Source organism: Mucilaginibacter aurantiaciroseus, from assembly GCF_024055595.1.
GTDB lineage: Bacteria > Bacteroidota > Bacteroidia > Sphingobacteriales > Sphingobacteriaceae > Mucilaginibacter > Mucilaginibacter aurantiaciroseus.
Genome location: NZ_JAMXOF010000002.1, coordinates 374,542 through 398,491, shown reverse-complemented (window position 1 = coordinate 398,491; position 23,950 = coordinate 374,542). Strand labels below are relative to the sequence as shown.

The window sequence follows — 23,950 nt, the reverse complement described above, 5'->3', positions numbered from 1 at the left end:
TTATTTTTTCTTTTCTGCGTGACCGCGGAATGTGCGGGTTGGTGCAAATTCTCCCAACTTGTGACCAACCATGTTTTCTGTTACATACACAGGGATAAATTTATTACCGTTGTGTACTGCGAATGTATGACCAACGAAATCAGGAGAGATCATGGAACGACGTGACCATGTTTTTACAACTGATTTTTTACTTGCATCATTCAAGGTAAGAACTTTTCTTTCCAGGTTATGATCTATGTAAGGTCCTTTTTTAATTGAACGTGCCATTATTATTTCTTCCTTCTTTCAATGATGTAACGATCTGATCCTTTTTTCTTGTCACGGGTTTTGTAACCTTTGGCTAATAAACCTTTGCGTGAACGTGGGTGACCACCTGATGAACGGCCTTCACCACCACCCATAGGGTGATCGACAGGGTTCATGGCTACACCACGAACGCGAGGGCGACGACCTAACCAGCGTTTACGGCCGGCTTTACCAAGCACTGCGTTTGCTTTTTCGCCATTTGAAACGGTACCGATAGTTGCCAAACAAGTTGACAGTATCATACGTGTTTCGCCTGAAGGTAATTTGATGATGGCGTATTTACCATCACGTGCGGATAACTGAGCATAAGTACCGGCGCTGCGGGCAATAACACCACCCTGGCCTGGGTTTAACTCAATGTTGTGGATGATAGAACCTAACGGGATGTTCTTCAAAGGCATGGTATTACCAACCTCTGGTGCAGCAGCCTCGCCAGATACAACTACCGTTCCAACTGTTAAGCCTTCCGGAGCTATCATGTATCGTTTTTCACCATCTACAAAATGTAACAGGGCTATGCGTGCAGATCTGTTTGGATCATACTCAATAGTTGCAACTTTTGCAGGAATGTCAAACTTATTACGTTTAAAATCTATTATCCTGTATGCTTGTTTATGGCCACCACCAAGGTAGCGCATAGTCATTTTACCGCTGTGGTTACGACCGCCTGATCTTTTATTCGCTGCTTCAACCAACGACTTTTCAGGAACGTTTGTTGTAATGTCCGAATTAGATACATCAATCCTGAAACGGGTACCGGGGGTAACCGGTTTAAATCTCTTTACTGCCATCTCTATATTATATATTGCTGTAAAAATCTATTGTTTCACCATCCTTCAGCGTGATGATGGCTTTCTTGTAAGTAGCCGCGCGGCCAGACACTGCACCTGCTTTTGTGTTGCGGGTTTTAAGTTTGCCTATGTATTTCATTGTATTAACTGCTGTAACGTTAACACCATACATAGCCTCAATAGCGCCTTTGATCTGAATTTTGTTAGCTCTGTGGTCAACTTTAAACGCATAGCGATTAAGTTTCTCAGTTAGTTGAGCTACTTTTTCAGTAAGTAAGGGTTTCTTTAAAATTTCCATAATTACTTAGCTAATGCTTCCTCCAAAGTTTTAACAGCGCCTGTAGTTAAGATTAGTTTACCAGCGTTTAACACATCATAGGTGTTAAGCTGCTCAACTGATATAACCTTAGTTTTCTTCAGGTTCCTGCTTGATAAATAAACGTTGTTATTTTCGGCACCTGCTAATACTAATAACGTTTTATCGTTAGTAACATTCAGGTCAGCTTCCATTTTTATATAAGTTTTGGTTGCGATGGCATCAAAGCTGAAATCCTCCAGAACCAAAATGTTGTTATCTTTTGCTTTGTATGATAGAGCTGAAGCACGTGCTAATGATTTAAGCTTTTTGTTTAATTTAAAGCTATAATCACGTGGTTGCGGACCGAAAACACGACCACCACCATTAAACAATGGAGATTTTATGCTACCTGCACGGGCGCCACCTGTACCTTTTTGTTTATGTAATTTGCGGGTACTACCAGCAATTTCATTACGTTGTTTTGATTTGTGCGTACCCTGGCGTTGGTTAGCTAAGAACTGCTTTACATCTAAGTAAATAGCATGATCGTTAGGCTCTACTCCGAATACGGACTCAGGCAGTTGCACCTTGGCACCTGTTTCTTTACCTGATAGATTTAATACGTTGATTTCCATCTTATTTATCCACTATTACGAATGAACCCTTAGCTCCGGGGATAGAACCTTTAACTACAATTAGGTTTTGCTCAGCAAATACTTTAACCACTTCGAGGTTTTGTACTTTAACGCGAACGTTACCCATTTGACCCGCCATACGCATACCTTTAAATACACGAGAAGGCCATGATGATGCACCCAATGAACCTGGAGCACGTAAACGGTTGTGCTGACCGTGAGTTTGCATACCCACACCACTAAAACCGTGACGTTTTACAACACCCTGAAATCCTTTACCTTTTGAAGTACCTACTACATCAACGTAATCGCCTGCGGCAAAAATCTCAACGGTAACAGTGTCACCAAGAGCTTTTTCGTCTTCGAATGTTTTAAATTCAACAAGTTTACGTTTTGGAGTAGTACCGGCTTTTTGGAAATGGCCTTTTAACGGGCCTGAAGTGTTTTTTTCCTTCTTCTCGCCATATGCTAACTGTACAGCTGCATATCCGTCTGTTTCAACAGACCTGATTTGGGTTACTACGCAAGGGCCAGCTTCGATTACAGTACAAGGAATGTTTTTCCCCGCTTCATCGAAAATGCTGGTCATTCCTACTTTTTTACCAATAATTCCTGACATTTTCTTTATTTTATTTGTGCCCATCGAAGCAGTAGGGCTTCGTTCAAGGCATATTATTTCCCCCTTAAGGGACGGCAAAGATAGAAACTTTACATTAATTTTCAAATAGTTATCAAGTTATTTTTAAATAAATATTACGCCAACACAATTACCATTCAATTTAATGATAACCAGCCCATAACTTGTGTATTGAACGAGGTAAGCTGGAAGTGTAATTTGTTAACTTATTATAAACTTGCAACAGCTAAGCCTTTGATTAATTTTAATGTGTATCCGGGGGGAATTTGCCCGCCCAGCTTTTGGGGATTAAGGACAATTAAATATAAGCCAGTTTTTGTTTGATAAAGGGTGGTTTCTACAGCAACTTCCTTAACAATATCGCCATTAGGCCTTATCACTATTTCCTCCATGCTTTTAGGACTAAACTTTAAATAACTCAATTGCATATTAGAGTAAAACGAAGCGATACTATCTGAACGAAGAATTACCTGATAACCCTTGCCAGCTAAACTTAAATAAATATGTTTCAACGGCTCAGGTTTTCCGATCTGATATTCGACTGTAAGGGGTGGATTATTTGCAAATGATGAGTAATAACCAGCTTTCATATTCATTTTAAAAGAATGATGAATAATAGTAATCAATGAATCAAGCGAAGGCAGATCGTAGTTAGTAAGTTTATAGAGTTCTATATTATATTCCTTGCCATACCCCAACGTAACGCTTGGATTTCGATATTTACTTTTATCGCCAACAAAAAACTTCAAGCTATCAATCAAAGGAAATACATTTGAATATGCAGCCGGTATAGTAATTAATGCAATGCGTGGGGCATCGGCAGATTTTGCGTTCGTTTTCTTAATAAGGTTAATTGAGAACCAAATAAACCCAATAAAGAAAAGGATAACTATCGACAGAAAAAATATTAGTAATGGTCTTTCATTTTATCATTAGCTATGATAGCCTTGCAAATTACCCCATCATTAACCTGCGGATCAACTCAGCGCTCTGCTTGTTACCCTCTTCTAACCTGCCGGCAAAAAAGGACTGCACTTCGTTAAAATGTTTTTTGTAGCCTTCCATATCGCCGTACCCAATAATGGCGCTCCACTCCCGCACTGCGGAATGGAACTCTAAGTCATCACCACGGATGGTTTTATCGTACAGGGCAGTTTCTATTGATTCTTCCAATAATTCTTCATTCTTGAATAAATACTCTGCTATACCTAACCTCAATCTGAACGGCGGGGTTTGGCAGATGAGGTTGTCATACGGGTTTACGCCCAGGTGATACCAAGCATCAACCATACTTAATATACTCAGGTGCGAATTTGGCTTTTGGTGGCCCGCATCCCGCGCAAGCGAAAACTCGTTCATAATGCTATCATTAAACATGATGGGTTTGCGGCTTTCATGAAAAACAAAATCGCGCGCGCGGTAAAGGCGGTTCCTAAACTCCTGCTCCTCCTCTTTTATCATCAGCTTAAATAGTTCCGATTCAGATTCGGCATAACGTTTCACCTGTTGGCGTGCATAAGGATTAAGGATAGCCAAACCTGCGTACACGTGGGCTTTGTAGCTAAATATGCGCAGGGTGGTCAGGATCTTTACATTATCGATCCCTCCTATATAAGAGGCATTCTCCCACGGGAAAAACCCAGCCGATTTCCAGGCGGTGCCCATACTCTCGAAACCAACGTGGGTTACAGCCTGCGTGTCGGCTACAATTTTATCGTGTTCGTGATAGTCCGGGATCTCTACAATGTCGGTTTCTAAAGCAGTAAACAGGTCAAGCATGCGCTGGTAAGCATCTGCTTCGCTACGGTGATTAATAAGAATCAGCTTTTGCCCCTTTGGCTCAAAGCCCGGGCCGTGCATGGCATGGAAGGTGATGATCTGCGCATCCGCAGGCAAATATTTTTCAAAGATGGCGATCTCGGGGTGTTTAACAGATGTTTGCCCTGCTACAATAGCACCATATTTGGTAGATGAGCCGTACATGCCCACTACCTGCTCCAGTTTATCGGCCTCTACCGAATAAATGATGAGGTCGCTTACGCGAGATACATCTTTCCCATCATCCATTAGGATGATGCCCAACTGGTCTAACTCATTCTCCAGTCGCTCCCGGTTAAGGGGCATATCGCAGCCGCAAACCGTGTAGCCCGCATTTGCAAAAGCTTTGGCGTAAAGTTTACCCATATCGCCTAAACCTATAATACCTATCCGCATAGTATAAAATAAAGGCCTAATATATGCTTTTTGCCAATTACACCTTATTTATACAGGCATTACTTATCATCCTTGTAAAGATGATGGTGATACACGCCATTTGTTTAAACTATATTTATAAACTTTAAATTATTTGTTACGTTTAACATATTATACATTTACATAGCTTAAACCGATCTGATTAACCCCCGATACCTATAATTTTATGACCAAGCCTTTGAATTTACGGATTACCTTATTAGCGATACTCACTTTAAGCAGCGCAAGCTTTAGCCAAGCGCAGGATACTACAAAAAAAGTAACCGCCGCTAAATTGGTTGCCGCTAAACCCAAATACAGTACCTATAAAAAACCTGTATTTACCAGCGCGCAAATACCGGGCACTACAGCTGTACCAACTGTAGCAGTACCTGCACAACATCGCACCGCGCCTACACAACAATCTGCAGCGCCTGTAGATAAGAGCCTGCGCGGGCAATACCATTACTTGTTGACCAAAGTTTACAATTACCAGCAACCATTGGTTGCAGCGCTTTTTAAAAACTATAACGACACGCTTAGCACTACCCGCAAACAGTTAAAAGCAGCGCAGGCTACTGTTAAAGAACAGGCAAAGGATATAGATACTTTAAAAAAATCATCGACCAGTAAAGACCAGGCGGTGGCCAAATCAAAAGCCAAAGTTGATGAGGTAAGCCTTGTTGGCGTGCCGCTTACTAAAAGCACCTACAATTTAATTATGTGGGGCCTGGTGATAGGCTTTGGCGTTATAGCAGCCATCGTGATCGCGCGTAGTGGCAGCCACAGCCGCGAAGCCAGTTACCGCATTAAGCTTTATAACGAGTTGGAAGAAGAGTATAAAATCTACAAAACCAAAGCTAACGAAAAAGAAAAGAAACTTGCCCGCGAGTTGCAAACAGAGCGTAACAAGAATGACGAATTAATGGGCAATGGCTAATCCACTACAAAAAGCTTTTTTGTTTGGATGGAACCCCGTTAAGTTTAAATGGGAAAATATTGATGACGATATTGAAAAGCTAAAAACCACCGGCAAACTTGTAGATAACTGGAGTGTTGCCAGCCATAAAACCACAGCAATTGGCGACCGCGCCTACCTTGTGCGCCTGGGTGCCGAACCACGTGGTATATTCGGCTCGGGGCATATCGCATCAGAACCTTACCTTGCATCGCGCAATGGGCGCATTTATCATCGTATTAATATCGGTATTGATGCTTTGCTCAATCCTGATAAAGAACGTATCCTTACCTTCGATATACTAAAGACCGGCAAACTTGACGAACAAACCTGGGCGCCGCAGGCATCAGGCATATCTATCAGGCCGCATTTGATTGATGAACTGGAAGGCGTATGGTTAGATCTTTTATCTGATACCTATTACGGGCAACTCTAAATTAATTTCAGCACAGCTACGACGACCTTGATGGTCACCACTGGAAAATTATGCAGACAGATCCTGCATGCCCACAAGTGCAGTAATAACAATTACAAATTAAACAAAAAAGCCATTCGTTAATAACGAATGGCTTTTTTTATAGATCTTCCGGTATATTTATACTTTGATCTCAACTTCAACACCGCTTGGCAATTCAAGCTTCATTAGCGCATCTACAGTTTTTGAGTTTGAGCTGTAGATATCCAATAAACGTTTGTAGGAACATAATTGGAATTGCTCACGTGCTTTTTTGTTAACGTGTGGTGAACGTAAAACAGTGAAAATTTTCTTTTCTGTTGGTAACGGAAGTGGTCCGCTAACTACAGCGCCTGTCGGCTTTACTGTCTTAACGATCTTCTCGGCTGATTTATCAACCAAGTTGTAATCGTACGATTTTAATTTGATCCTGATTCTTTGGCTCATTTTGTTTTTGTTTATGATGATTTAACCGATTAAGGCGATTTCACCGATTTTAAATTGGCCGCCTATAAGAGCTATTAATTATAGATGGCCGGATTTATATATAAAAGTTGATTGGTAACTATTCTATAATCACCAATCAACTAATCTCTAATTACGCGTTAGCAGCAGCTTTTTTGCCTCTTGCTTTAGCAACTATTTCTTCCTGAACGTTACGTGGAGCTTCAGCATAGTGATCAAACTCCATGGTTGAAGTTGCACGGCCAGATGTAATAGTACGTAACTGGGTTACGTAACCAAACATTTCTGAAAGTGGTACAGTTGCTTTAATTACCTGTGCACCTGCACGTGAATCCATACCCAAAAGCTGGCCACGACGACGGTTCATATCACCGATAACATCACCCATATTTTCTTCAGGGGTTAAGATCTCAATCTTCATGATCGGCTCAAGTAATACCGGCTTACATTTTGGTAAAGCCTCACGATAAGCAATCTTAGCAGCTAACTCGAAAGATAGCGCATCTGAATCGACTGCGTGGAATGAACCATCAATTAAACGAACTTTTAAGCCGGTAAGCGGATAACCTGCTAATACACCATTTGCTAATGAAGCTGCAAAGCCCTTTTCAACAGATGGGATAAACTCACGGGGGATTGAACCACCGGAGATTTCGTTAACAAAAGTTAAACCTTCTTTACCTTCATCGTTTGGTGATAATATAACCTGGATATCAGCAAATTTACCACGACCACCAGTTTGTTTCTTATAAGTTTCGCGGTGTTGTGTAGTACCTGTAATAGCTTCTTTGAAAGCTACTTGAGGCGCACCCTGGTTAACCTCTACCTTAAACTCGCGTTTAAGACGATCCATGATGATATCTAAGTGAAGCTCGCCCATACCACTAATTACAGTTTGGCCGGTTTCTTCGTCAGATTTTACGTGGAAGGTTGGATCTTCTTCAGATAATTTACCTAAAGCCATACCCAATCTATCAACGTCAGCTTGAGTTTTAGGCTCGATAGCTAAACCGATAACCGGCTCAGGGAAGTTCATCGACTCAAGAATAATAGGGTGTTTCTCATCACAAAGTGTATCACCTGTTTTGATATCCTTGAAGCCTACTACCGCTGCAATATCACCTGCACCTACATTAGGGATAGGGTTTTGCTTGTTAGCGTGCATCTGGAAGATACGGGAGATACGCTCTTTGTTATCTGAACGCATGTTGTGTACATATGAACCAGCCTCTAAGTTACCAGAGTAAACACGGATGAAACACAAACGGCCTACGAATGGGTCAGTCGCGATTTTAAACGCTAATGCTGCAAATGGTTCTTTTTCTGAAGGTTGACGGATGATCTCTTCGCCTGTATCAGGGTTAGTACCAACAATACCATCAACATCCATAGGTGAAGGAAGTAATTCCATCACATAATCAAGCATGGTTTGTACACCTTTGTTTTTAAAAGATGAACCACACACCATAGGCACAATTTTAGCATCTAACACTGCTTTACGCAATGCATCTAAAATTTCGCGCTCGGTGATAGAAGCAGGATCCTCAAAGAATTTCTCCATCAGGCTCTCATCGTAATCAGCTACCGATTCAAGTAATTTCTCTCTCCACTCAGTTGCTTCCTCGATCATATCCTCAGGAATAGGCACTTCCGTATAGGTCATACCTTTATCATCCTCATTCCAAACAATACCTCTCCAGTTAATTAGATCTACAACACCTTTAAAGTTCTCTTCAGCGCCAATAGGCAATTGAAGCGGAACAGCGTTGCTGCCTAACATGCTTTTTACTTGTTTCACAACGTTCAAGAAATCGGCACCGCTACGGTCCATCTTATTAACGAAACCTATACGGGCAACGTTGTAGTTGTTTGCAAGTCTCCAGTTGGTTTCTGATTGTGGCTCAACACCGTCAACTGCCGAAAATAAGAATACCAAACCATCTAATACACGTAACGAGCGATTTACCTCAACGGTAAAATCTACGTGCCCTGGTGTATCAATAATGTTGATGTGATAATTTTGGCCTCTATATTTCCAATTAACAGTGGTAGCAGCAGAGGTAATGGTAATACCACGTTCCTGCTCCTGCGCCATCCAGTCCATTGTAGCTGCACCTTCGTGTACTTCGCCAATTTTGTGGCTAACACCCGAGTAATACAGAATACGCTCTGTAGTAGTGGTTTTACCTGCATCAATGTGAGCGGCAATCCCTATGTTTCTTGTATATCTTAGATCTCTTGACATCTTTTTAGTTTTTTGATTTCACCAGTTTATTTAATGATTACACCGATTCTGCAATCATAGCAAAATCGGTGCAACCGTATATTAAATCGGTGTAATCCTTTTATTAGAATCTAAAGTGTGAGAACGCTTTGTTGGCCTCAGCCATTTTGTGCGTATCTTCTTTCTTCTTCACAGCAGCACCTTCACCTTTAGCAGCAGAAATGATCTCGCCGGCTAATTTCTCCATCATGGTTTTTTCACCACGGCGGCGTGCATAGCTAATTAACCATTTCATACCTAAAGCTACTTTACGTTCAGGGCGAACTTCTGTAGGCACCTGGAAATTAGCACCACCAACACGGCGGCTTTTTACTTCAACAGCAGGCATTACATTGTTTAAAGCTTTTTTCCAGCTGTCTAAGCCGTTTTCGCTTGTTTTCTTTTCAACAATATCAATTGCATTATAGAATATGGTGTAAGCGGTAGATTTTTTACCATCAAACATCATGTTATTTACAAACCTGGTTACCAATACTTCATTGAATTTTGGATCAGGAAGAAGGATTCTTTTTTTTGGTTTTGATTTTCTCATTATTACTATCCTCCTTTAATTATTTCTTTTTCTTAGCTGGTGCACCTTTTGTCGCGGCAGCTGGCTGACCTGGTTTAGGGCGTTTAGTTCCGTATTTTGAACGGCGTTGGTTACGACCGGCTACGCCTGAAGTATCTAACGCACCACGGATGATGTGGTAACGTACACCCGGTAAGTCTTTTACACGACCACCGCGGATCAAAACAATAGAGTGTTCCTGTAAGTTGTGGCCTTCACCAGGGATGTAGGCGTTAACTTCTTTACCATTTGTAAGGCGCACACGTGCAACTTTACGCATTGCTGAGTTTGGTTTTTTAGGGGTAGTGGTATACACACGTGTGCACACACCTCTTCGCTGTGGACAGCTGTCCAACGCTGGTGACTTACTCTTGTCAACCATAGCTACTCTACCTTTTCTAACTAATTGCTGAATAGTAGGCATTTTTTCCTTTTTGTATTTACTGTTTTATCCTTATTTTAAGGACTGCAAAGGTAGATTTTATTTTTTGATTTTCAAGCGCTTGCAAGAAAAGTTTTTTTTGTAATGGATTGATTGAGTGGCAAGAGCAGATGATGTGGCTATAAATTTGCTACCTCCGTGTCATTCTGAATGATAGTGAAGGATATAAATCGCATAATGTGTAAAGCAAGCGCACTATTCCTATCTACCGCCAGCCCCGCTTTCCGCTAATACTGCACAGGTCTTAAGCGCAAGGCGGGTATGCGCTGCAATCGGGTTTAGGTAAGTATGGTCGCAATAGCTGAAAAAAACTATTTAAAAATATTTTTTCGTCATTTAAACTAAAATTATACTTTTGCCACCCCAACGCGAAAGTAGCTCAGTTGGTAGAGCACGACCTTGCCAAGGTCGGGGTCGCGAGTTCGAATCTCGTCTTTCGCTCAAATCCTTCCCAATAAACCGGGAGGGATTTTTTTGTTTTATTACTTTTTAAAAGTGTTTTGATTTTCTCTACCTTAACACCTTAAACCAAATAAATCATGAAAACAGACCTATACACAAAAATTATTTTAACCATTATCGCTGTTGCGCTAACAGTAAACTTGTTTAAAAGCAGCATCACCCCTGCTATGGCCGATGGCAAAAAATACGTTACCCTGCCAGCCAACCCCGATGGCAGTATCAATGTAAATATTAATAAGGTGAACGAAACGATGGATGTAAATATCAAAAATGTTGATCGCAACGCATTTTATTACGTTACGCCTATCCCTGTAAAAGTGAACCAATAAATTACTAAATATCAGCAACTTGATAATCAATTACAATTTTGAATATCTTATTATATTTTTATCAACTAACAGATTTAATCAACTGCCGGTTATTAGCTAATTAAAATTTATAGAGAGCAGGTATAGCGCAAGGCCAAGCCAGCTCTTTTTATTTTTTAAAAATCCCAACAACAAAAAGGGCCTGCAACGTAAAGCTACAGGCCCGGGTATATAATTGATCAGTATAGTTTCTTACTTTAACACTTCGCGGCTAATCACGATCTTCTGGATCTCTGAGGTGCCCTCACCTATAGTACAAAGCTTGGCATCGCGGTAAAATTTTTCTACGGGGAAGTCTTTTGTGTAACCATATCCCCCAAAGATCTGTACCGCCTCATTAGCGCATCGTACGGCCACTTCCGAAGCAAAATATTTTGCCATTGCCGATTGCTTAGTTACCGGCAAATGGCGGTTCTTTAAGTCGGCAGCTTGCATAATTAGTAATTCGGCAGCTTCTATCTCTGTAGCCATATCTGCCAGTTTAAAGGCAATCCCCTGGAAATTACTAATCGGCTGGCCAAACTGGTGGCGCTCTTTTGAATACGCAACCGCCGCCTCAAAAGCACCCTTAGCAATACCTAATGATAGTGCCGCTATAGAGATGCGGCCGCCATCCAGCACTTTCATGGCTTGTTTAAAGCCCTCGCCTTCTACACCTAAAAGGTTTTCTTTTGGCACACGGCAATTATCAAATATCATTTCGGTGGTTTCTGATGCACGCATGCCCAGTTTGTTCTCTTTCTTGCCTGCACTAAAGCCTGGTGTACCGCGCTCTATTACCAAAGCCGAGATACCTTTACTGTCACCCTTCTCACCTGTACGTACCATTACAACGGCAACATCGCCGCTTTTACCGTGGGTGATCCAGTTTTTTGATCCGTTAACAATGTAATGGTCACCATCTAAAACGGCTGTGGTTGCCATACGCATAGCATCGCTGCCGGTATTAGCTTCAGTTAATCCCCAGGCACCAAGCCACTCGGCGGTAGCCAGTTTTGGTAACCAACGTTGTTTTTGTTCTTCGTTTGCAAATGCCAGGATGTGGCCGGTACAAAGTGAATTATGCGCCGCTACCGATAACCCTATCGAACCGCAAACTTTTGCTATCTCTACAATTGTAGTAACATACTCGGCATAACCAAAACCCGAACCGCCGTATTCTTCAGGAACAAGCACGCCCATCATTCCCTGCTCACCAAGTTGCTTAAACAACTCCAACGGGAATTTTTGCGCCTCGTCCCAGTCCATCACATTTGGGCGGATGTGCTTTTCGGCAAAATCTTTGGCCATCTGGCCTATCATTTTTTGGTTTTCGCTTACAGAAAAATCGTAGCCCGCAGGGCTATCGGTTAACAAATATTCCATGTAATAAAAGTATATTTATAATTGGTTTACGGTAAAGCTAACAATTAATTTGCCCAATGTTTTATGCGGTAAACAGCATAAGATCAACACCAAAACGGTATATGGTACAAATAATAGCTTTAAACGCTGCAAGATAAATTTATTATGCATGCATAGCAAATAATAAATTAAAAAAAAGTTTTTGGCCATTTTTTTAATATGATGTTATTTCTAAACTATAGTGAGAAATCTTCTACAATGAACATCAAAAAGTTGTATGGAGTTGCCAGATTTTTCCTCGTACCTCGTTCGATGACAAAAAGTTTACTCCACCGTCAACTTAACAATAGTATCCACCTCATCCATCGCCAAACCATCGGTATAAATAAACACACCTTCCGGCTGTTGCTTAATTTTAACAGCGCTGCCATTACTTAACAAAACAGCCTTGCTAACCTTCTCTTTTAACTTCGGGAGAAAGATGTATCCCTCGCCTTGCGGACTGGTAATATGCACATACATTGTTTTGGCTTTTGCAGTTATAACACCCCATGGCTGTGGTGGTACATAGCTGCCGCGGGTGCCGTAAATGCTTTCGCCATTCTTTTTTACCCATGCGCCAACAATAGCTAAGGTATCAGTAAACTCAGATTGGATCTTGCCGTTTGGCATCGGCCCAATGTTTAGCAGGAAATTAGCGTTGCGCCCCGCATCATTCACCAAATAATGGATGATCTGTTTAGACGATTTAAAACTCCTGTCGGTAATGTTAAAGCCCCAGCTGTTGTTAATGGTTTCGCAGGTTTCAAGCGGCAGTTTACCTACCGACTGAGACGGTGCAAAACCTGTAGTATTGCCTCCCGGCAGATCCTTTTCAAACATCTGGAAATCTTCGCCATTTTTCACAGCAACGTGGTGGTTGTTGCCCACCATTATGGCCGGGTTTAGCTTGTGTATTAACGCGTAAATTTCATCGTAGTGCCAGTTAGCTTCTACCCTTTCCCAACCGCCGTCAAACCAAATGCCTTTTACACCGGGGTAGTTGGTGATCAGCTCGGTAAGCTGGTCTTTCATAAATTTAATATAGCCGTCCCAGTTGCCTTTTTCGGGCTTACCGTTTACTATTTTGCTGCCATAAGCATAATCGGGCCTTCCCCAATCCAGCAACGAATAATAAAAGTGGAGTTCGATGCCCTCCTTTTCGCATTCTTTTGCCAGTTCCATCAATGGGTCTTTATGGTAAGGCGTGGCATCCACAATATTATATGGCGACATTTTGGTGCCGTACATGCTAAACCCATCGTGGTGGCGCGAGGTTATGGTGATGTACTTCATCCCTGCCTGTTTGGCAAACGCCACCCACTCTTTGGCATTAAATTCCAGCGGATTAAAAAACCCGGCTAACCGTTTATAGCTATCATAGGGAATCTTTTTATCGTGCATTACCCACTCGCCATCGCCCAAAATGCTATAAATACCCCAGTGAATAAACAGGCCGAACTTCATATCCTGAAATTTTTGCCTTTGTGCCAGGTTCTCGGCGGTTGGTGTGTAAGCACCTTGTGCCGAAAGATTTACTACAATAGTTAACAACAGGCATAACGTTAGTAGCGTCCTTCTCATAATTGGTAAATTAATGTAGCTGTTATAATTGAAATATCTTATCCATTAAAACCCATTTTTCGCCGGCAAGCGCGCCTTTTATGGGTTGCTGATATTTCCACATCAGGTCTTCCCACTCCTGCACTTTGGCGTTGCCGGCATCCATTGCAGCCTTTTTAGAAAAACTAAAATCGGCATTAGCCTCTACTATCATAAACAGCCTTGCGCCTAAACGATAGATCTCCATATTGGTAATGCCCGATGCGGTAATACTGTCTAATACCTTTGGCCAAACGGCTTTATGATGCTCTTCGTAACCAGCTATCAGGTCGGCATCATCTTTTAAATCGAGGGTAAGGCAATACTTTTTCATAGGCATCAGGTAAAGTAAACAGATGATTTATAACGATTATACAAGTAAGCAAATGTTTGTGGTAAAAGCAAGCGTTATGGCGTTATCCAATTATTAAAATTCATAGCTTAGTGTTTTATGAGCACTGCACACATCATCCAATATCAGCCTGCGCCTTTCATGCCAGGTTATGAAGGCCGTGGCCTGGCTTACGAAGCTTGCACAGCATCACTAGCATACATTAATAAACTTTATACCCTGTAGATAAATTATATGCTACCACAACAGACAGCATCACGCGTTCGCAACGTTTTTAGAAAGGTGTGGCTATTTAAAAATAGGCTTGGTAACATCAACCGAAGGTGAGGCGCTTTTGCTTTATACATTGATTTTACAATAACATAATACTACCGTTACTATACAGTACAGATATTTGGGGCGGATTTATAATTTAGTACAATGCAAGATACACGCAGAGATTTCCTTAAAAAAGCAGCTATGCTTGCCGGTACCGCCGGTTTAGCAAATATCCTCCCGGCTTCTATTAAAAAAGCAATGGCTATAAACCCATTGCCCGGCACCACTTGGGCCGATGCTGAGCATATTGTGTTTTTAATGCAGGAGAATCGATCGTTCGACCATTGTTTTGGCTCGCTAAAAGGGGTGAGGGGATTTAACGACCCGCGTGCTATCGAATTGCCTAACCGCAATCCGGTTTGGCTGCAATCAAACAACACAGGCGAAACTTATGCGCCGTTTCACCTGGATATTCATAACACACGCTCTACGTGGATGAGTTCGTTGCCACACAGCTGGAGCAACCAGGTAAATGCCCGTAACGATGGCAAATTTGACCAGTGGTTAATGGAGAAGAAATCGGATAATAAGGATTATAAAAATATGCCCTTAACACTTGGTTTCCATAACCGGGAAGATCTTCCATTTAATTATGCTTTAGCAGATGCTTTTACGGTTTGCGACCAGAGTTTCTGCTCTTCGCTAACGGGTACTACGCCAAACCGTCACTTTTTTTGGACGGGCAGCATCCGCAAGGAACAAAATGAATCATCGCGTCCAAATGTGTGGAATGAAGATTCGGACTTTGAATCGCTAAATTGGACAACCTTCCCCGAGCGATTGGAAGAGGCCGGAATATCATGGAAATGCTACCAAAACGAGGTATCGGTAGGTGTTGGCTTTAAGGGCGAAGAGGATGCATGGCTCTCGAATTTTACCGATAATAACCTGGAATTTTTTAAGCAATACAACGTAAAGCTACACAACGAACACGTCGCCTATCTAAAAAAACAGCTTACTGTAATACCAAAGCAAATAGCTGATAAACAGGCAAAAATAGATGCTTTACCTGCCGGAGATGCTACTCTAATCAAACTTAAAGAGGAATTAAAGCAGCAAAAAGAGGAATTGGACGGCATCAACAGTAACAAGGCCATATTAGAGCCAGGTGCATTTGATAAACTAAGCGCTAAGGAGAAAAACCTTCATTTAAAGGCATTTACCACCAATAAAGCTGACCCGGATTATCATAAATTAACCACCCTTAAGTATAATGATAACGGTACCGAGCGCGAAATGCTGGTACCAAAGGGCGATGTACTTTACCAGTTTAGGCAGGATGTAAAAACGGGAAAGCTGCCCACCGTATCGTGGTTAACGGCCGGTGAAAATTTCTCTGACCACCCCGGTGCGCCTTGGTATGGGGCATGGTACACGTCGGAAGTTTTGGATATTTTAACCAAAAATCCGGAGGTTTGGAAGAAGACAATTTTCATTTTAACATACGATGAAAACGACGGATATTTCGACCATATTCCACCATTTACCGCCCCTCATTCGCACAAAAAAGGCACCGGAAAAGTTTCTGAAGGGATTGATACGCGGGTGGAGTTTGTAACCCTGGAGCAGGAACAGGAACGCAAAAATTTCCCGAACGGTTACGACCGCGAAAGCACTATTGGTTTGGGTTACCGGGTGCCGATGGTGATAGCCTCGCCATGGAGCCGTGGCGGGTATGTAAATTCCGAGGTGTTTGATCATACCTCGTCACTGCAATTTTTAGAAACCTTCCTTGCCAAAAAAACCGGCAAGAAAATAAAGGAACATAACATCAGCGATTGGCGCCGTACCATTTGCGGCGACCTTACATCCGTATTCCGCCCGTACAATGGCGAGAAATTTGCCAGCCCTACACCCCTGAAGAAAAATGAATTTGTAGAGGGTATCCACAAAGCACAATTTAAAAAGCTGCCGTCGGGATATAAAAACCTGTCGGCGGCTGAGGTAGCTGTTATTAAAAAGCATCCGGCAACATCTCCACATATGCCAAAGCAGGAACCGGGTATAAAACCGGCTTGTGCGTTACCGTATGAACTTTATGCTGATGGCAGCCTGAACGATGACAAAACCGCGTTCGAAATAAAATTTAAGGCGGGCAATACAGTTTTTGGCGACAAGGCCGTTGGCGCGCCATTTAACGTTTACGCCCCGGGTAAGTATGCTTCCTTTAACAATCCGCAGAAAATGGAGCCGGTACGCACTTGGAGTTATGCCGCAAAGGCGGGCGATATCCTAACCGATGCCTGGCCGCTAAACGAATTTGAGGGCAGCAATTACCACCTGCGCACTTACGGGCCAAACGGTTTTTACCGGGAGTTTAAAGGCAACATTAAAGACCCCGGCATCGGTATGGAACTTACCTGCCAGGCGGTCAATAAAAAACCGAACGGCAATATAACACTTACTTTTTGGCTGCATGGTGACAGAACTCCGCGTACTGTTGAAATAATTGACAATGCCTACAAAACCGCCACAAAACAAATGATCATTCAGCAGGAAAGCTTTGCGCCGCAAACTATAAAACTCGACTTAAGTAAGAGCCATGGCTGGTATGATTTTACCTTGAAAGTAAAAGGTTTTGGCAATTTTGAGAAACGTTATGCGGGCCGTGTTGAAACGGGGCATTCCAGCTTTACAGATCCGTTGATGGGCAGGGTTATTTAGAAACCTTCACTACTTCCATCTTCGCGACTTCCTTATCACGCGTGGCCTGGTTTAAAAACTTAGGCGTTAGACGGGATGTGTGGAAACGTTGGAATTGCGCCAGCTTTTCAACCTTGTATCCTTTTGAGATGAATGATGCAGCTACCTCTGCCGGGCCATAGAAAATAAATGGCGTTACAGGAATCTTCCCGCTGCCATCTTCATTCAATTCCACAATAGGTTGTTGCAGATAAAACTCCATCGGGAAGGAGGCAAACTCAAAGCTGCGGGCAACTGGTAGTTTCGCGGTGTTGTTTTGGTTGATCCAAAAAGCGGCCTCGCTCCCGGCCTGGTATTTTAACAATGAGGGGTAAAAAGCTAAATTCAGGTACAAATTCACCACAAAAGCTATGATGAGTGTACGGAATCCCATCTGCCTAAAATCGGCATCGCTGAAATTACCGGGCAGTATAATTAATAGCGCAAGCCAAATCAAAAGTGTAAACCCAACATGCCCATTAAATTCCTGCGGTTTAAAAAAATAGTGCAGGGTGCCTATCACCAGCAGCAACAAAACAACCAAACCAATTTGCATTATGCGGATGGTTTTGATAGTACGTTCTGACTGTAAACCCACCAGATACTGCGCGGTTATAATAGCGAAAAACGGAAACACGATATTGAGATAATGCGGCAGCTGAAATTTGGATGCCGAGAACAGCAGGAACGTAAGCAATGCCCCGCTGATGCAAAGCCATTCGCGCTTTTGTACATCTTTAATGCCCGTTTTAATGAAGTGCCATATCGCCGCGAAAAATATCAGCGACCATGGCAAAAACGCCCACAACGTAGTATGCACAAAAAACGATGGGTCGCCGTGGCCTTTAATGGGGCCGGTATTAAAGAAGCGCCCAAACTGGCTATCCCAAAAAAAGAATTTGATGCCCGATACATTGTGCGTATCAAAAACAAGCTTCTCGGGGTGGCTGTCGAATTGCACATAAAGGCACCAGATCTCGGGCAGGATAAACACCAATATCAGCGCAGCAGCCAGCAACCAGCGCAGGTTAAAAAGCTGTTTCCATTGTTTGGTAATGGCCAACTGACATACTATTGCGCCACCTATCGGCACCAGGGCAAACATGCCTTTGGTCATGATGGCACAGGCGGCAAACAATGCACCTAATACCAGTTGCCAAAACTTGTTGCGCGTATAAGCGATAAATAAATAATATACCGACGCGATGATCAACCCCGTAAGGTAAGGCTCGGCACGTACATCGTTATTGGATAAGATGATGTGTTGCGAGGTAAGCAAGATCAGCACCGCCCATAGCGCTATTTGCTTAGTATACAGTTTTTTACCCAGTTTATAAGTGTACCACGCCCCCATCAACATAAACAAAACGCCGGGCAGCTTATATGCCCAGGTAGTAAACCCGAAGATCTTGAATGACAGTGCTGCCACCCAAAACGGGAAATGTGGTTTATCCAGCCAGCCGGTATGGTTTACAATAATGTTTACGTAGTCGTTACGCTGCACCATGGTTTTGGCGATTACGGCATATAATGTACCATCGGGCGCTAAAATGGGGATGAACAAACCCGTAAAATTAAGCAGCACGGCCAAACCAATAAAGGTGTAAAGCCATTTGTAATTATCGCGGTCGGGTTGTTGCATTCGGGGTAAAGTTAAGTAAATGTTTGTTGATCAACCTACACGTCATCGCAAGGTACGAAGCAATCCCTACATAGGCAGATCCGCTCTGTAAAACAAAAAGATTGCTTCGTACCTTGCAATAACGCGCGAAAAAGATAACGCGATACTTCGCGGCTCCTTGCATAAAGGTAACGCCACAATAACATTAACCCTATTTTTCACAAACCAAACTTTTATCCCTAAATTTAACCAAACGCAATAACCCCTGTTGCTAACCAAAAATATTGATGAAAAAAATATTGTTTGTATTGCTGATGCTTTGTCCGGCTGTGCTTTTCGCGCAGATTACCGGCAAGGTGTATGATAACCTTACCCTTACCAGCAAGATCCTGAAAAGCGAACGCAAGTATGCCGTTTACCTGCCACCCGATTACGAGACAAGCGGCCGTACTTACCCTATACTTTACCTGCTGCATGGCTCGGGCGACGACCAAACAGGCTGGGTGCAGTTTGGCGAGGTGCTCAGCATAACTGATAAGGCCCTCCGCGATGGTATGGCCACGCCCATGATTATTGTTATGCCCGATGGCAATACCGGCCACAGGGGTTACTTTAACCGCGTAAAGGGCGACTGGAATTACGAGGATTTCATTTTTAATGAACTGATGCCTTTTGTAGAAAAAAAATATAAAGTTAAATCTGAAAAGCGCTATCGCGCCATTGCCGGTTTAAGCATGGGCGGTGAGGGCACTTTTATTTACGCGCTGCACCATCCCGAACTTTTCTCATCTGCTTGCCCGCTGAGTGCCGCTACCGGTTTTTGGAGCTTAGACGAGGCAAAAAGTTATTGTAAAGAAGAATACCCTGCCATAAAAGATAGCACCATAAGCAACTATTACAAACAATACAGCGTATCTGAATTGATGAAAGCCATGCCCGACGCCAAAAAGAAAGACGTGCGCTGGTTTATGGATGTTGGCGACGACGACTTTTTGTACGAAGGCAACGGCTTGGTGCATAACCTGATGCGTAAGTTGAACATCCCTCATGAGTACCGCGTACGCGATGGCGCACACAACTGGACGTATTGGCGCGCATCGTTACCAAAAGTGCTGGAGTTTGTGTCGCAGGGGTTTCATCAGTATTAAATATAAATCCTAAATTTTAAATGACTAAAGTAATTTCTACCTTTAAATAACATAATTAAATGATCACTGATCTTTAATCAACAATTAAATATTCTCTCATATATGGAACGCCGTAAATTTTTAAGAAACACCGCTTTAACAGCCGGTTCGCTGGCTCTGTTGGGAAACAAAAGCTTTGCCCAACTGCTTGCCGCGCCCGGGTATAAATTAACACCGTTGCGTAACAACGTAGGCATTTTTACCGAGCAGGGCGGTACCATCATCTGGATGGTGAATAAAGAAGGCATTGTTTGTGTTGATGCCGAGTTCCCCGACCCGGCAACGCATTTGATAACCGAGCTGAAAAAGAAAAGTGATAAGCCTTTTCAATGGCTGATCAATACCCACCACCACGGCGACCATACCAGCGGTAATATCTCGTTTAAAGGCATCGCCAAAAACGTAGCCGCACATGCCAACTCGCTTATCAATCAAAAAAGAGCTGCCGAGGCAAAAAAAACGGAAGACAAACAGCTATACCCTAATATCACGTACGACCTTAACTGGAAAACAAAAGTTGGCGACGAAACCATTAGCGCACATTACTTTGGCCCCGGCCATACCAATGGCGATAGCTTTATCCATTTCGAGAACGCCAACATTGTACATTGTGGCGACCAGGTGTTTAACCGTATGTATCCGTACATAGATCGCAGCGCGGGCGCATCATGCAAGAACTGGCCGGTAGCGCTGGAGCAGGCCCAAAAACAATTTAATAAGGACACCATATTTGTATACGGCCATGCCTTTGATCCTGTTAAAGTCACCGGTACTGCCGACGATTTGAAAGCCATGCAAAACTTTATGGAGAAACTGGTTGCCTTTGTAGATAGCGGCATTAAAGCCGGCAAAACCAAGGAGCAGATATTGGCCGCAACCGCAATCCCCGGTGTTACCGACTGGAATGGCGATGGCATACAACGCGGGCTTACCGCGGCTTATGAGGAGCTAACCGCTTAATCATAAACTAACGAAGATTTTAAAAACTGATATCCCTGGCGAATGCCGGGGATTATTTTTTGATCAATATCCTACAAATTCTTTTTGGTGCACTACAACCTGCCCCCGGTTTTCGGTGGTGCTGATAGTCATGGTGATAAAGTAAAATTCGTTATCAAACTTGTAGATGTTGTTGTACTTATCCTGCCCTTGAAATTTCATGATCAGCTTAGAGCGGCGTGCCTGGGCAATAAGGTTTACAATGTGCTGCGGATCAGTAGTATCGTAAGTAACTGTCCGCAATATCGCCCCGTTAGATAATGTGGTATTTTCGCCTATGGTAATACTTTGCTCTTTAACTGTAGTTGATTTTGAGCGGAAATGCTCTATCTTTTTACCGTCTTTTTCCTCTAAATAGTAGTGTTTAAAAACATTACCAAGGATAAGATAAGTATGCGCCTGCCCATCGCTTAAGTTAGTAAGGTTGGTAAGATCGAAAAAAGAAATACTTTGTGCCCGCGCGCCAACGCAAAGGCTAAAGAGTAATATGATTAATGCGGATCTTTTCATGCACCTTAAGATGAAACAAATATAATTGAAATTTTTTATTTTAAGATGTTCGCAGCCATCGCTTTTAGGAATACAAGGCAAATGCTCCTCGGCATATTAATTAACCCACCCTTGCGCCACTTGTATATATTATAGTGCATAAAACATCATTATAATTCTATCACTTATTTCTCAGATAGTATATGCTCATTTAAATTTTGCTTACGCTTTTGCGCCGGCATATTACACCCCGTATTAGTTCAGAACCGTATTATTCAAAGTTTTGTAATATTTATATGTTTAAACAGTTCTTTATTAGTACAAGCTTTTATGGCATATGTTCAATGTGTGCCTTTGACACTTAGTTGCATTAGGAACACTTTTTGTAGTATAACTATCAAATCCATAATATTTTAAGAAATAAGCAGCCGCAATGGCTTCGCTACAAAGAGCTTGGGTAATTTTAAACATGTTATCTGAGGTTTAGTTGATCAACATTATTTGAATGATGTTGCAGTGCGTTCCGGGGTGAGATACGGAACGCATTTTTTATTTGGTTTACACCAATCGTGCTTGCTGCAGATAGATTTAAGATTGTTTGCACCGATCTGTTAGGTTTGAATTTCCAACCACTCACCACCCTCCACTAACTACTCAATTACCCTTATACATCGCCATTACCAGCAGTACCATCCGGTTGTAGGTATCTAAACCCCGGGGCTGGTTGTTGGCCTTCAAAAAGTTGTCGTAAAAAACGCTGGTAATGGTGTTGATCTTATTTTGATAGGAAAGCCAGTAGAGGCGCTCTTCTTTAAAATCGGCTAATACCTGCGGGGAGATCTTTGTTTTTAGCAGTTTAAATACTACGGTATCGGTATAGCGCATCGTACGCATAAACTCGTTAACAGCCAGGTTATATGCCGAGTATCTTAACAACCTGTCGTTAGAGCCTATTGCTGCTACAAAGCCTACAAAGTTGGCTTCGTCCTCGGGGCCGTAACCCATCTGGTGGCCCATCTCGTGGCTGGCTACAAACGGCCGGTTAAATACCGGCATCTGGTAATTTATTTGCGCCTCGCCGGTAAACGGGTTGTAATAGCCGGATGTACCAATATAATTTAATAGCCCCGTTAACAGCGATGGTTTTATTTTAGGGCTGTAAGTGTAGTATTCGCTATTGGTATTAGATAATTTGATAACCGCCTTTGTAGCGATGCTATATATAGAATCATTACCCTGCTTCAGATCTGCCGCTGTAACTCTTGCCCTGGTGGCATTAGCGCTATCTATCAGGATATTGGTAACACGTTGCAGTTCGGCCCTGGTATAAGTGCTTTCCCGCAGGTTAAGCCGCTCCCCTGCCGACGGGCGAAAATAGTTTAACCCCCAAAAAACGTAAAACATCAGGATGCCTGCCATCACGGCAATTACGATCCCCGCCGCAAAAATCCCCGCGTGAATAAATTTCTTTTTAATACACATTGCAACAAGCCTAACCAGTACATACACTAAGTAACCGATCACAAAAAGGTAGATGAGGTCGCCAATACTAAAGGGGAACAGGTTAAAAACCGGGTGCAGTATATGGCTTATGATAGGATAAAACCCGTTAGAGTAATATTGCTCTACCGCCCGGGGATGATCCGCAAAAACAAGCAGCAGGTTTACTGCGAGCATAAGGCCGAGGATGATCAATCCTCTATTTGTGAAAACCTTACCCGGCTTTTGTTTCTGCATTTGTAATAGGGGTAATATAGTAAGGCAATATTAGCTTTATTTTAATTATCGCCCAATAAAAAACCCCAACCAAATGGCCGGGGTTAATTTATTAAAATACTTCGATAACTTATTTTACGGCAACCGGTACAGTTAGCTTATCCCATGTTAGGGTGAAACCTTTTTTGTTGATGTTGTAAACCAAATGCTCGGTAGGTTTTGCAGCAACCGGCTTAACAGTTACACGCAATGCATCCTGTGCTGCATCGTATTTATACGCGCCCCATTGTTTGGCAGTTTTGTTAAAAATAATTGTCCAGGTGGTAGCAGTTGGGATAGCGAAAAAGCTATAAGTACCGGCAGCCAATTTTTTTCCTTCAACCAAAATATCGTTAGTTGTTGTAAATACAGTTGCTTCGTTAGCGCCTGTGCGCCATACTTTATCAAACGGCACTAATTCGCCGTATATCTTACGGCCTTTAACCGCCGGGCTGCCATAGTTGATGCTAACGGTTGATGCACCAATTTTTGTGCTAACGCTGTCGCGCGGACTTTCAACAGCTTTTTTTTGCGCAAAGGTAACGGTTGTGAACAGCATGGCGAATGCAAATAGCATTGCTGCTTTTAATTGAAATGTGTTTTTCATAATAGTAACGCTTGTAGTTTATATGGTGATAAAGATAACGCATAAACGCACAACATCTAAAAAAATTACTTAT

At 42.5% G+C, this 23,950-nt stretch carries 25 protein-coding genes and 1 tRNA gene; 8 read left to right on the top strand and 18 right to left on the bottom strand.

Features of this window, described 5'->3' with window-relative positions; translation table 11 throughout:
* The 7 genes from rpsS to NAF17_RS09820 all read right to left on the bottom strand — a co-directional run bounded on the left by rpsS (position 1) and on the right by NAF17_RS09820 (position 4,881).
* Positions 1 to 267, bottom strand: a complete 267-nt coding sequence (gene rpsS, locus NAF17_RS09850) for a 30S ribosomal protein S19 (protein ID WP_067059750.1) — start codon at positions 265 to 267, stop codon at positions 1 to 3.
* 2 nt (positions 268 to 269) lie between these two features.
* Complete coding sequence (gene rplB, locus NAF17_RS09845) at positions 270 to 1,097, bottom strand: 50S ribosomal protein L2 (protein ID WP_252757834.1); 828 nt, start codon at positions 1,095 to 1,097, stop codon at positions 270 to 272.
* 7 nt (positions 1,098 to 1,104) lie between these two features.
* Positions 1,105 to 1,395, bottom strand: coding sequence for a 50S ribosomal protein L23 (rplW, locus tag NAF17_RS09840; RefSeq protein WP_252757833.1), 291 nt, complete (start codon positions 1,393 to 1,395; stop codon positions 1,105 to 1,107).
* A 2-nt stretch (positions 1,396 to 1,397) separates the two neighbouring features.
* Positions 1,398 to 2,030 (bottom strand): 50S ribosomal protein L4, encoded by a 633-nt coding sequence (gene rplD / locus NAF17_RS09835; protein ID WP_252757832.1) that lies wholly within the window; start codon positions 2,028 to 2,030, stop codon positions 1,398 to 1,400.
* 1 nt (position 2,031) lies between these two features.
* Positions 2,032 to 2,649 carry a 50S ribosomal protein L3 gene (gene rplC / locus NAF17_RS09830; RefSeq protein ID WP_252758488.1) on the bottom strand — a complete coding sequence of 206 codons (618 nt, stop codon included), beginning with the start codon at positions 2,647 to 2,649 and terminating at the stop codon, positions 2,032 to 2,034.
* A gap of 227 nt (positions 2,650 to 2,876) precedes the next feature.
* Positions 2,877 to 3,416, bottom strand: a complete 540-nt coding sequence (locus NAF17_RS09825; RefSeq protein WP_252757831.1) for a hypothetical protein — start codon at positions 3,414 to 3,416, stop codon at positions 2,877 to 2,879.
* A gap of 205 nt (positions 3,417 to 3,621) precedes the next feature.
* Complete coding sequence (locus tag NAF17_RS09820) at positions 3,622 to 4,881, bottom strand: prephenate dehydrogenase (protein ID WP_252757830.1); 1,260 nt, start codon at positions 4,879 to 4,881, stop codon at positions 3,622 to 3,624.
* Between the two features lie 205 nt (positions 4,882 to 5,086).
* On the opposite strand from NAF17_RS09820, the gene NAF17_RS09815 reads away from it, so the two are divergent.
* Complete coding sequence (locus tag NAF17_RS09815; RefSeq protein WP_252757829.1) at positions 5,087 to 5,839, top strand: hypothetical protein; 753 nt, start codon at positions 5,087 to 5,089, stop codon at positions 5,837 to 5,839.
* Positions 5,832 to 6,293, top strand: a complete 462-nt coding sequence (locus NAF17_RS09810) for a hypothetical protein (RefSeq protein ID WP_252757828.1) — start codon at positions 5,832 to 5,834, stop codon at positions 6,291 to 6,293. Before NAF17_RS09815 ends, NAF17_RS09810 begins: the two co-directional genes overlap by 8 nt.
* A gap of 159 nt (positions 6,294 to 6,452) precedes the next feature.
* Here NAF17_RS09810 and rpsJ read toward each other — a convergent pair whose 3' ends face one another.
* From rpsJ to rpsL, 4 genes are all read right to left on the bottom strand, one after another.
* Entirely contained in the window at positions 6,453 to 6,758 is a 306-nt protein-coding gene (gene rpsJ / locus NAF17_RS09805) for a 30S ribosomal protein S10 (RefSeq protein WP_022830652.1), read from the bottom strand.
* Between the two features lie 151 nt (positions 6,759 to 6,909).
* On the bottom strand, positions 6,910 to 9,021 hold the full coding sequence (gene fusA / locus NAF17_RS09800; RefSeq protein ID WP_252757827.1) for an elongation factor G: 2,112 nt from the start codon (positions 9,019 to 9,021) through the stop codon (positions 6,910 to 6,912).
* Between the two features lie 103 nt (positions 9,022 to 9,124).
* On the bottom strand, positions 9,125 to 9,592 hold the full coding sequence (gene rpsG / locus NAF17_RS09795; RefSeq protein WP_121245903.1) for a 30S ribosomal protein S7: 468 nt from the start codon (positions 9,590 to 9,592) through the stop codon (positions 9,125 to 9,127).
* A gap of 19 nt (positions 9,593 to 9,611) precedes the next feature.
* On the bottom strand, positions 9,612 to 10,034 hold the full coding sequence (gene rpsL / locus NAF17_RS09790) for a 30S ribosomal protein S12 (protein WP_252757826.1): 423 nt from the start codon (positions 10,032 to 10,034) through the stop codon (positions 9,612 to 9,614).
* Between the two features lie 386 nt (positions 10,035 to 10,420).
* Here rpsL and NAF17_RS09785 point away from each other — a divergent pair.
* Positions 10,421 to 10,493: transfer RNA gene (locus tag NAF17_RS09785), tRNA-Gly, on the top strand.
* Positions 10,494 to 10,591: 98 nt separating this feature from the next.
* Positions 10,592 to 10,843 carry a hypothetical protein gene (locus tag NAF17_RS09780; RefSeq protein ID WP_252757825.1) on the top strand — a complete coding sequence of 84 codons (252 nt, stop codon included), beginning with the start codon at positions 10,592 to 10,594 and terminating at the stop codon, positions 10,841 to 10,843.
* Positions 10,844 to 11,074: 231 nt separating this feature from the next.
* On the opposite strand, the gene NAF17_RS09775 is transcribed toward NAF17_RS09780, so the two are convergent.
* The 3 genes from NAF17_RS09775 to NAF17_RS09765 all read right to left on the bottom strand — a co-directional run bounded on the left by NAF17_RS09775 (position 11,075) and on the right by NAF17_RS09765 (position 14,201).
* Complete coding sequence (locus tag NAF17_RS09775) at positions 11,075 to 12,247, bottom strand: acyl-CoA dehydrogenase family protein (protein ID WP_252757824.1); 1,173 nt, start codon at positions 12,245 to 12,247, stop codon at positions 11,075 to 11,077.
* A gap of 303 nt (positions 12,248 to 12,550) precedes the next feature.
* Positions 12,551 to 13,849 carry an alpha-L-fucosidase gene (locus NAF17_RS09770; RefSeq protein WP_252757823.1) on the bottom strand — a complete coding sequence of 433 codons (1,299 nt, stop codon included), beginning with the start codon at positions 13,847 to 13,849 and terminating at the stop codon, positions 12,551 to 12,553.
* 22 nt (positions 13,850 to 13,871) lie between these two features.
* Positions 13,872 to 14,201 carry an L-rhamnose mutarotase gene (locus NAF17_RS09765; RefSeq protein ID WP_252757822.1) on the bottom strand — a complete coding sequence of 110 codons (330 nt, stop codon included), beginning with the start codon at positions 14,199 to 14,201 and terminating at the stop codon, positions 13,872 to 13,874.
* A 117-nt stretch (positions 14,202 to 14,318) separates the two neighbouring features.
* Between NAF17_RS09765 and NAF17_RS18105 the strand changes: the two genes are divergently transcribed.
* Positions 14,319 to 14,444, top strand: a complete 126-nt coding sequence (locus NAF17_RS18105) for a hypothetical protein (protein WP_256474490.1) — start codon at positions 14,319 to 14,321, stop codon at positions 14,442 to 14,444.
* A 195-nt stretch (positions 14,445 to 14,639) separates the two neighbouring features.
* Positions 14,640 to 17,201: a phosphocholine-specific phospholipase C gene (locus tag NAF17_RS09760; RefSeq protein ID WP_252757821.1), complete on the top strand. Its 2,562-nt coding sequence runs from the start codon at positions 14,640 to 14,642 to the stop codon at positions 17,199 to 17,201.
* Here NAF17_RS09760 and NAF17_RS09755 read toward each other — a convergent pair.
* Complete coding sequence (locus tag NAF17_RS09755) at positions 17,194 to 18,861, bottom strand: ArnT family glycosyltransferase (protein ID WP_252757820.1); 1,668 nt, start codon at positions 18,859 to 18,861, stop codon at positions 17,194 to 17,196. The two genes, NAF17_RS09760 and NAF17_RS09755, sit on opposite strands and share 8 nt — an antisense overlap.
* Positions 18,862 to 19,127: 266 nt before the next feature.
* On the opposite strand from NAF17_RS09755, the gene NAF17_RS09750 reads away from it, so the two are divergent.
* Together NAF17_RS09750 and NAF17_RS09745 are read left to right on the top strand one after the other, a co-directional pair.
* Positions 19,128 to 19,988: an alpha/beta hydrolase gene (locus NAF17_RS09750; protein ID WP_252757819.1), complete on the top strand. Its 861-nt coding sequence runs from the start codon at positions 19,128 to 19,130 to the stop codon at positions 19,986 to 19,988.
* Between the two features lie 102 nt (positions 19,989 to 20,090).
* Positions 20,091 to 20,987, top strand: coding sequence for an MBL fold metallo-hydrolase (locus tag NAF17_RS09745; RefSeq protein WP_252757818.1), 897 nt, complete (start codon positions 20,091 to 20,093; stop codon positions 20,985 to 20,987).
* Between the two features lie 63 nt (positions 20,988 to 21,050).
* On the opposite strand, the gene NAF17_RS09740 is transcribed toward NAF17_RS09745, so the two are convergent.
* The 3 genes from NAF17_RS09740 to NAF17_RS09730 all read right to left on the bottom strand — a co-directional run bounded on the left by NAF17_RS09740 (position 21,051) and on the right by NAF17_RS09730 (position 23,877).
* Positions 21,051 to 21,536: a hypothetical protein gene (locus NAF17_RS09740; RefSeq protein WP_252757817.1), complete on the bottom strand. Its 486-nt coding sequence runs from the start codon at positions 21,534 to 21,536 to the stop codon at positions 21,051 to 21,053.
* A 633-nt stretch (positions 21,537 to 22,169) separates the two neighbouring features.
* Positions 22,170 to 23,252, bottom strand: coding sequence for a DUF3810 domain-containing protein (locus NAF17_RS09735; RefSeq protein ID WP_252757816.1), 1,083 nt, complete (start codon positions 23,250 to 23,252; stop codon positions 22,170 to 22,172).
* Positions 23,253 to 23,361: 109 nt separating this feature from the next.
* Positions 23,362 to 23,877: a DUF2911 domain-containing protein gene (locus NAF17_RS09730; protein WP_252757815.1), complete on the bottom strand. Its 516-nt coding sequence runs from the start codon at positions 23,875 to 23,877 to the stop codon at positions 23,362 to 23,364.
* Between the last annotated feature and the right edge of the window lie 73 nt (positions 23,878 to 23,950).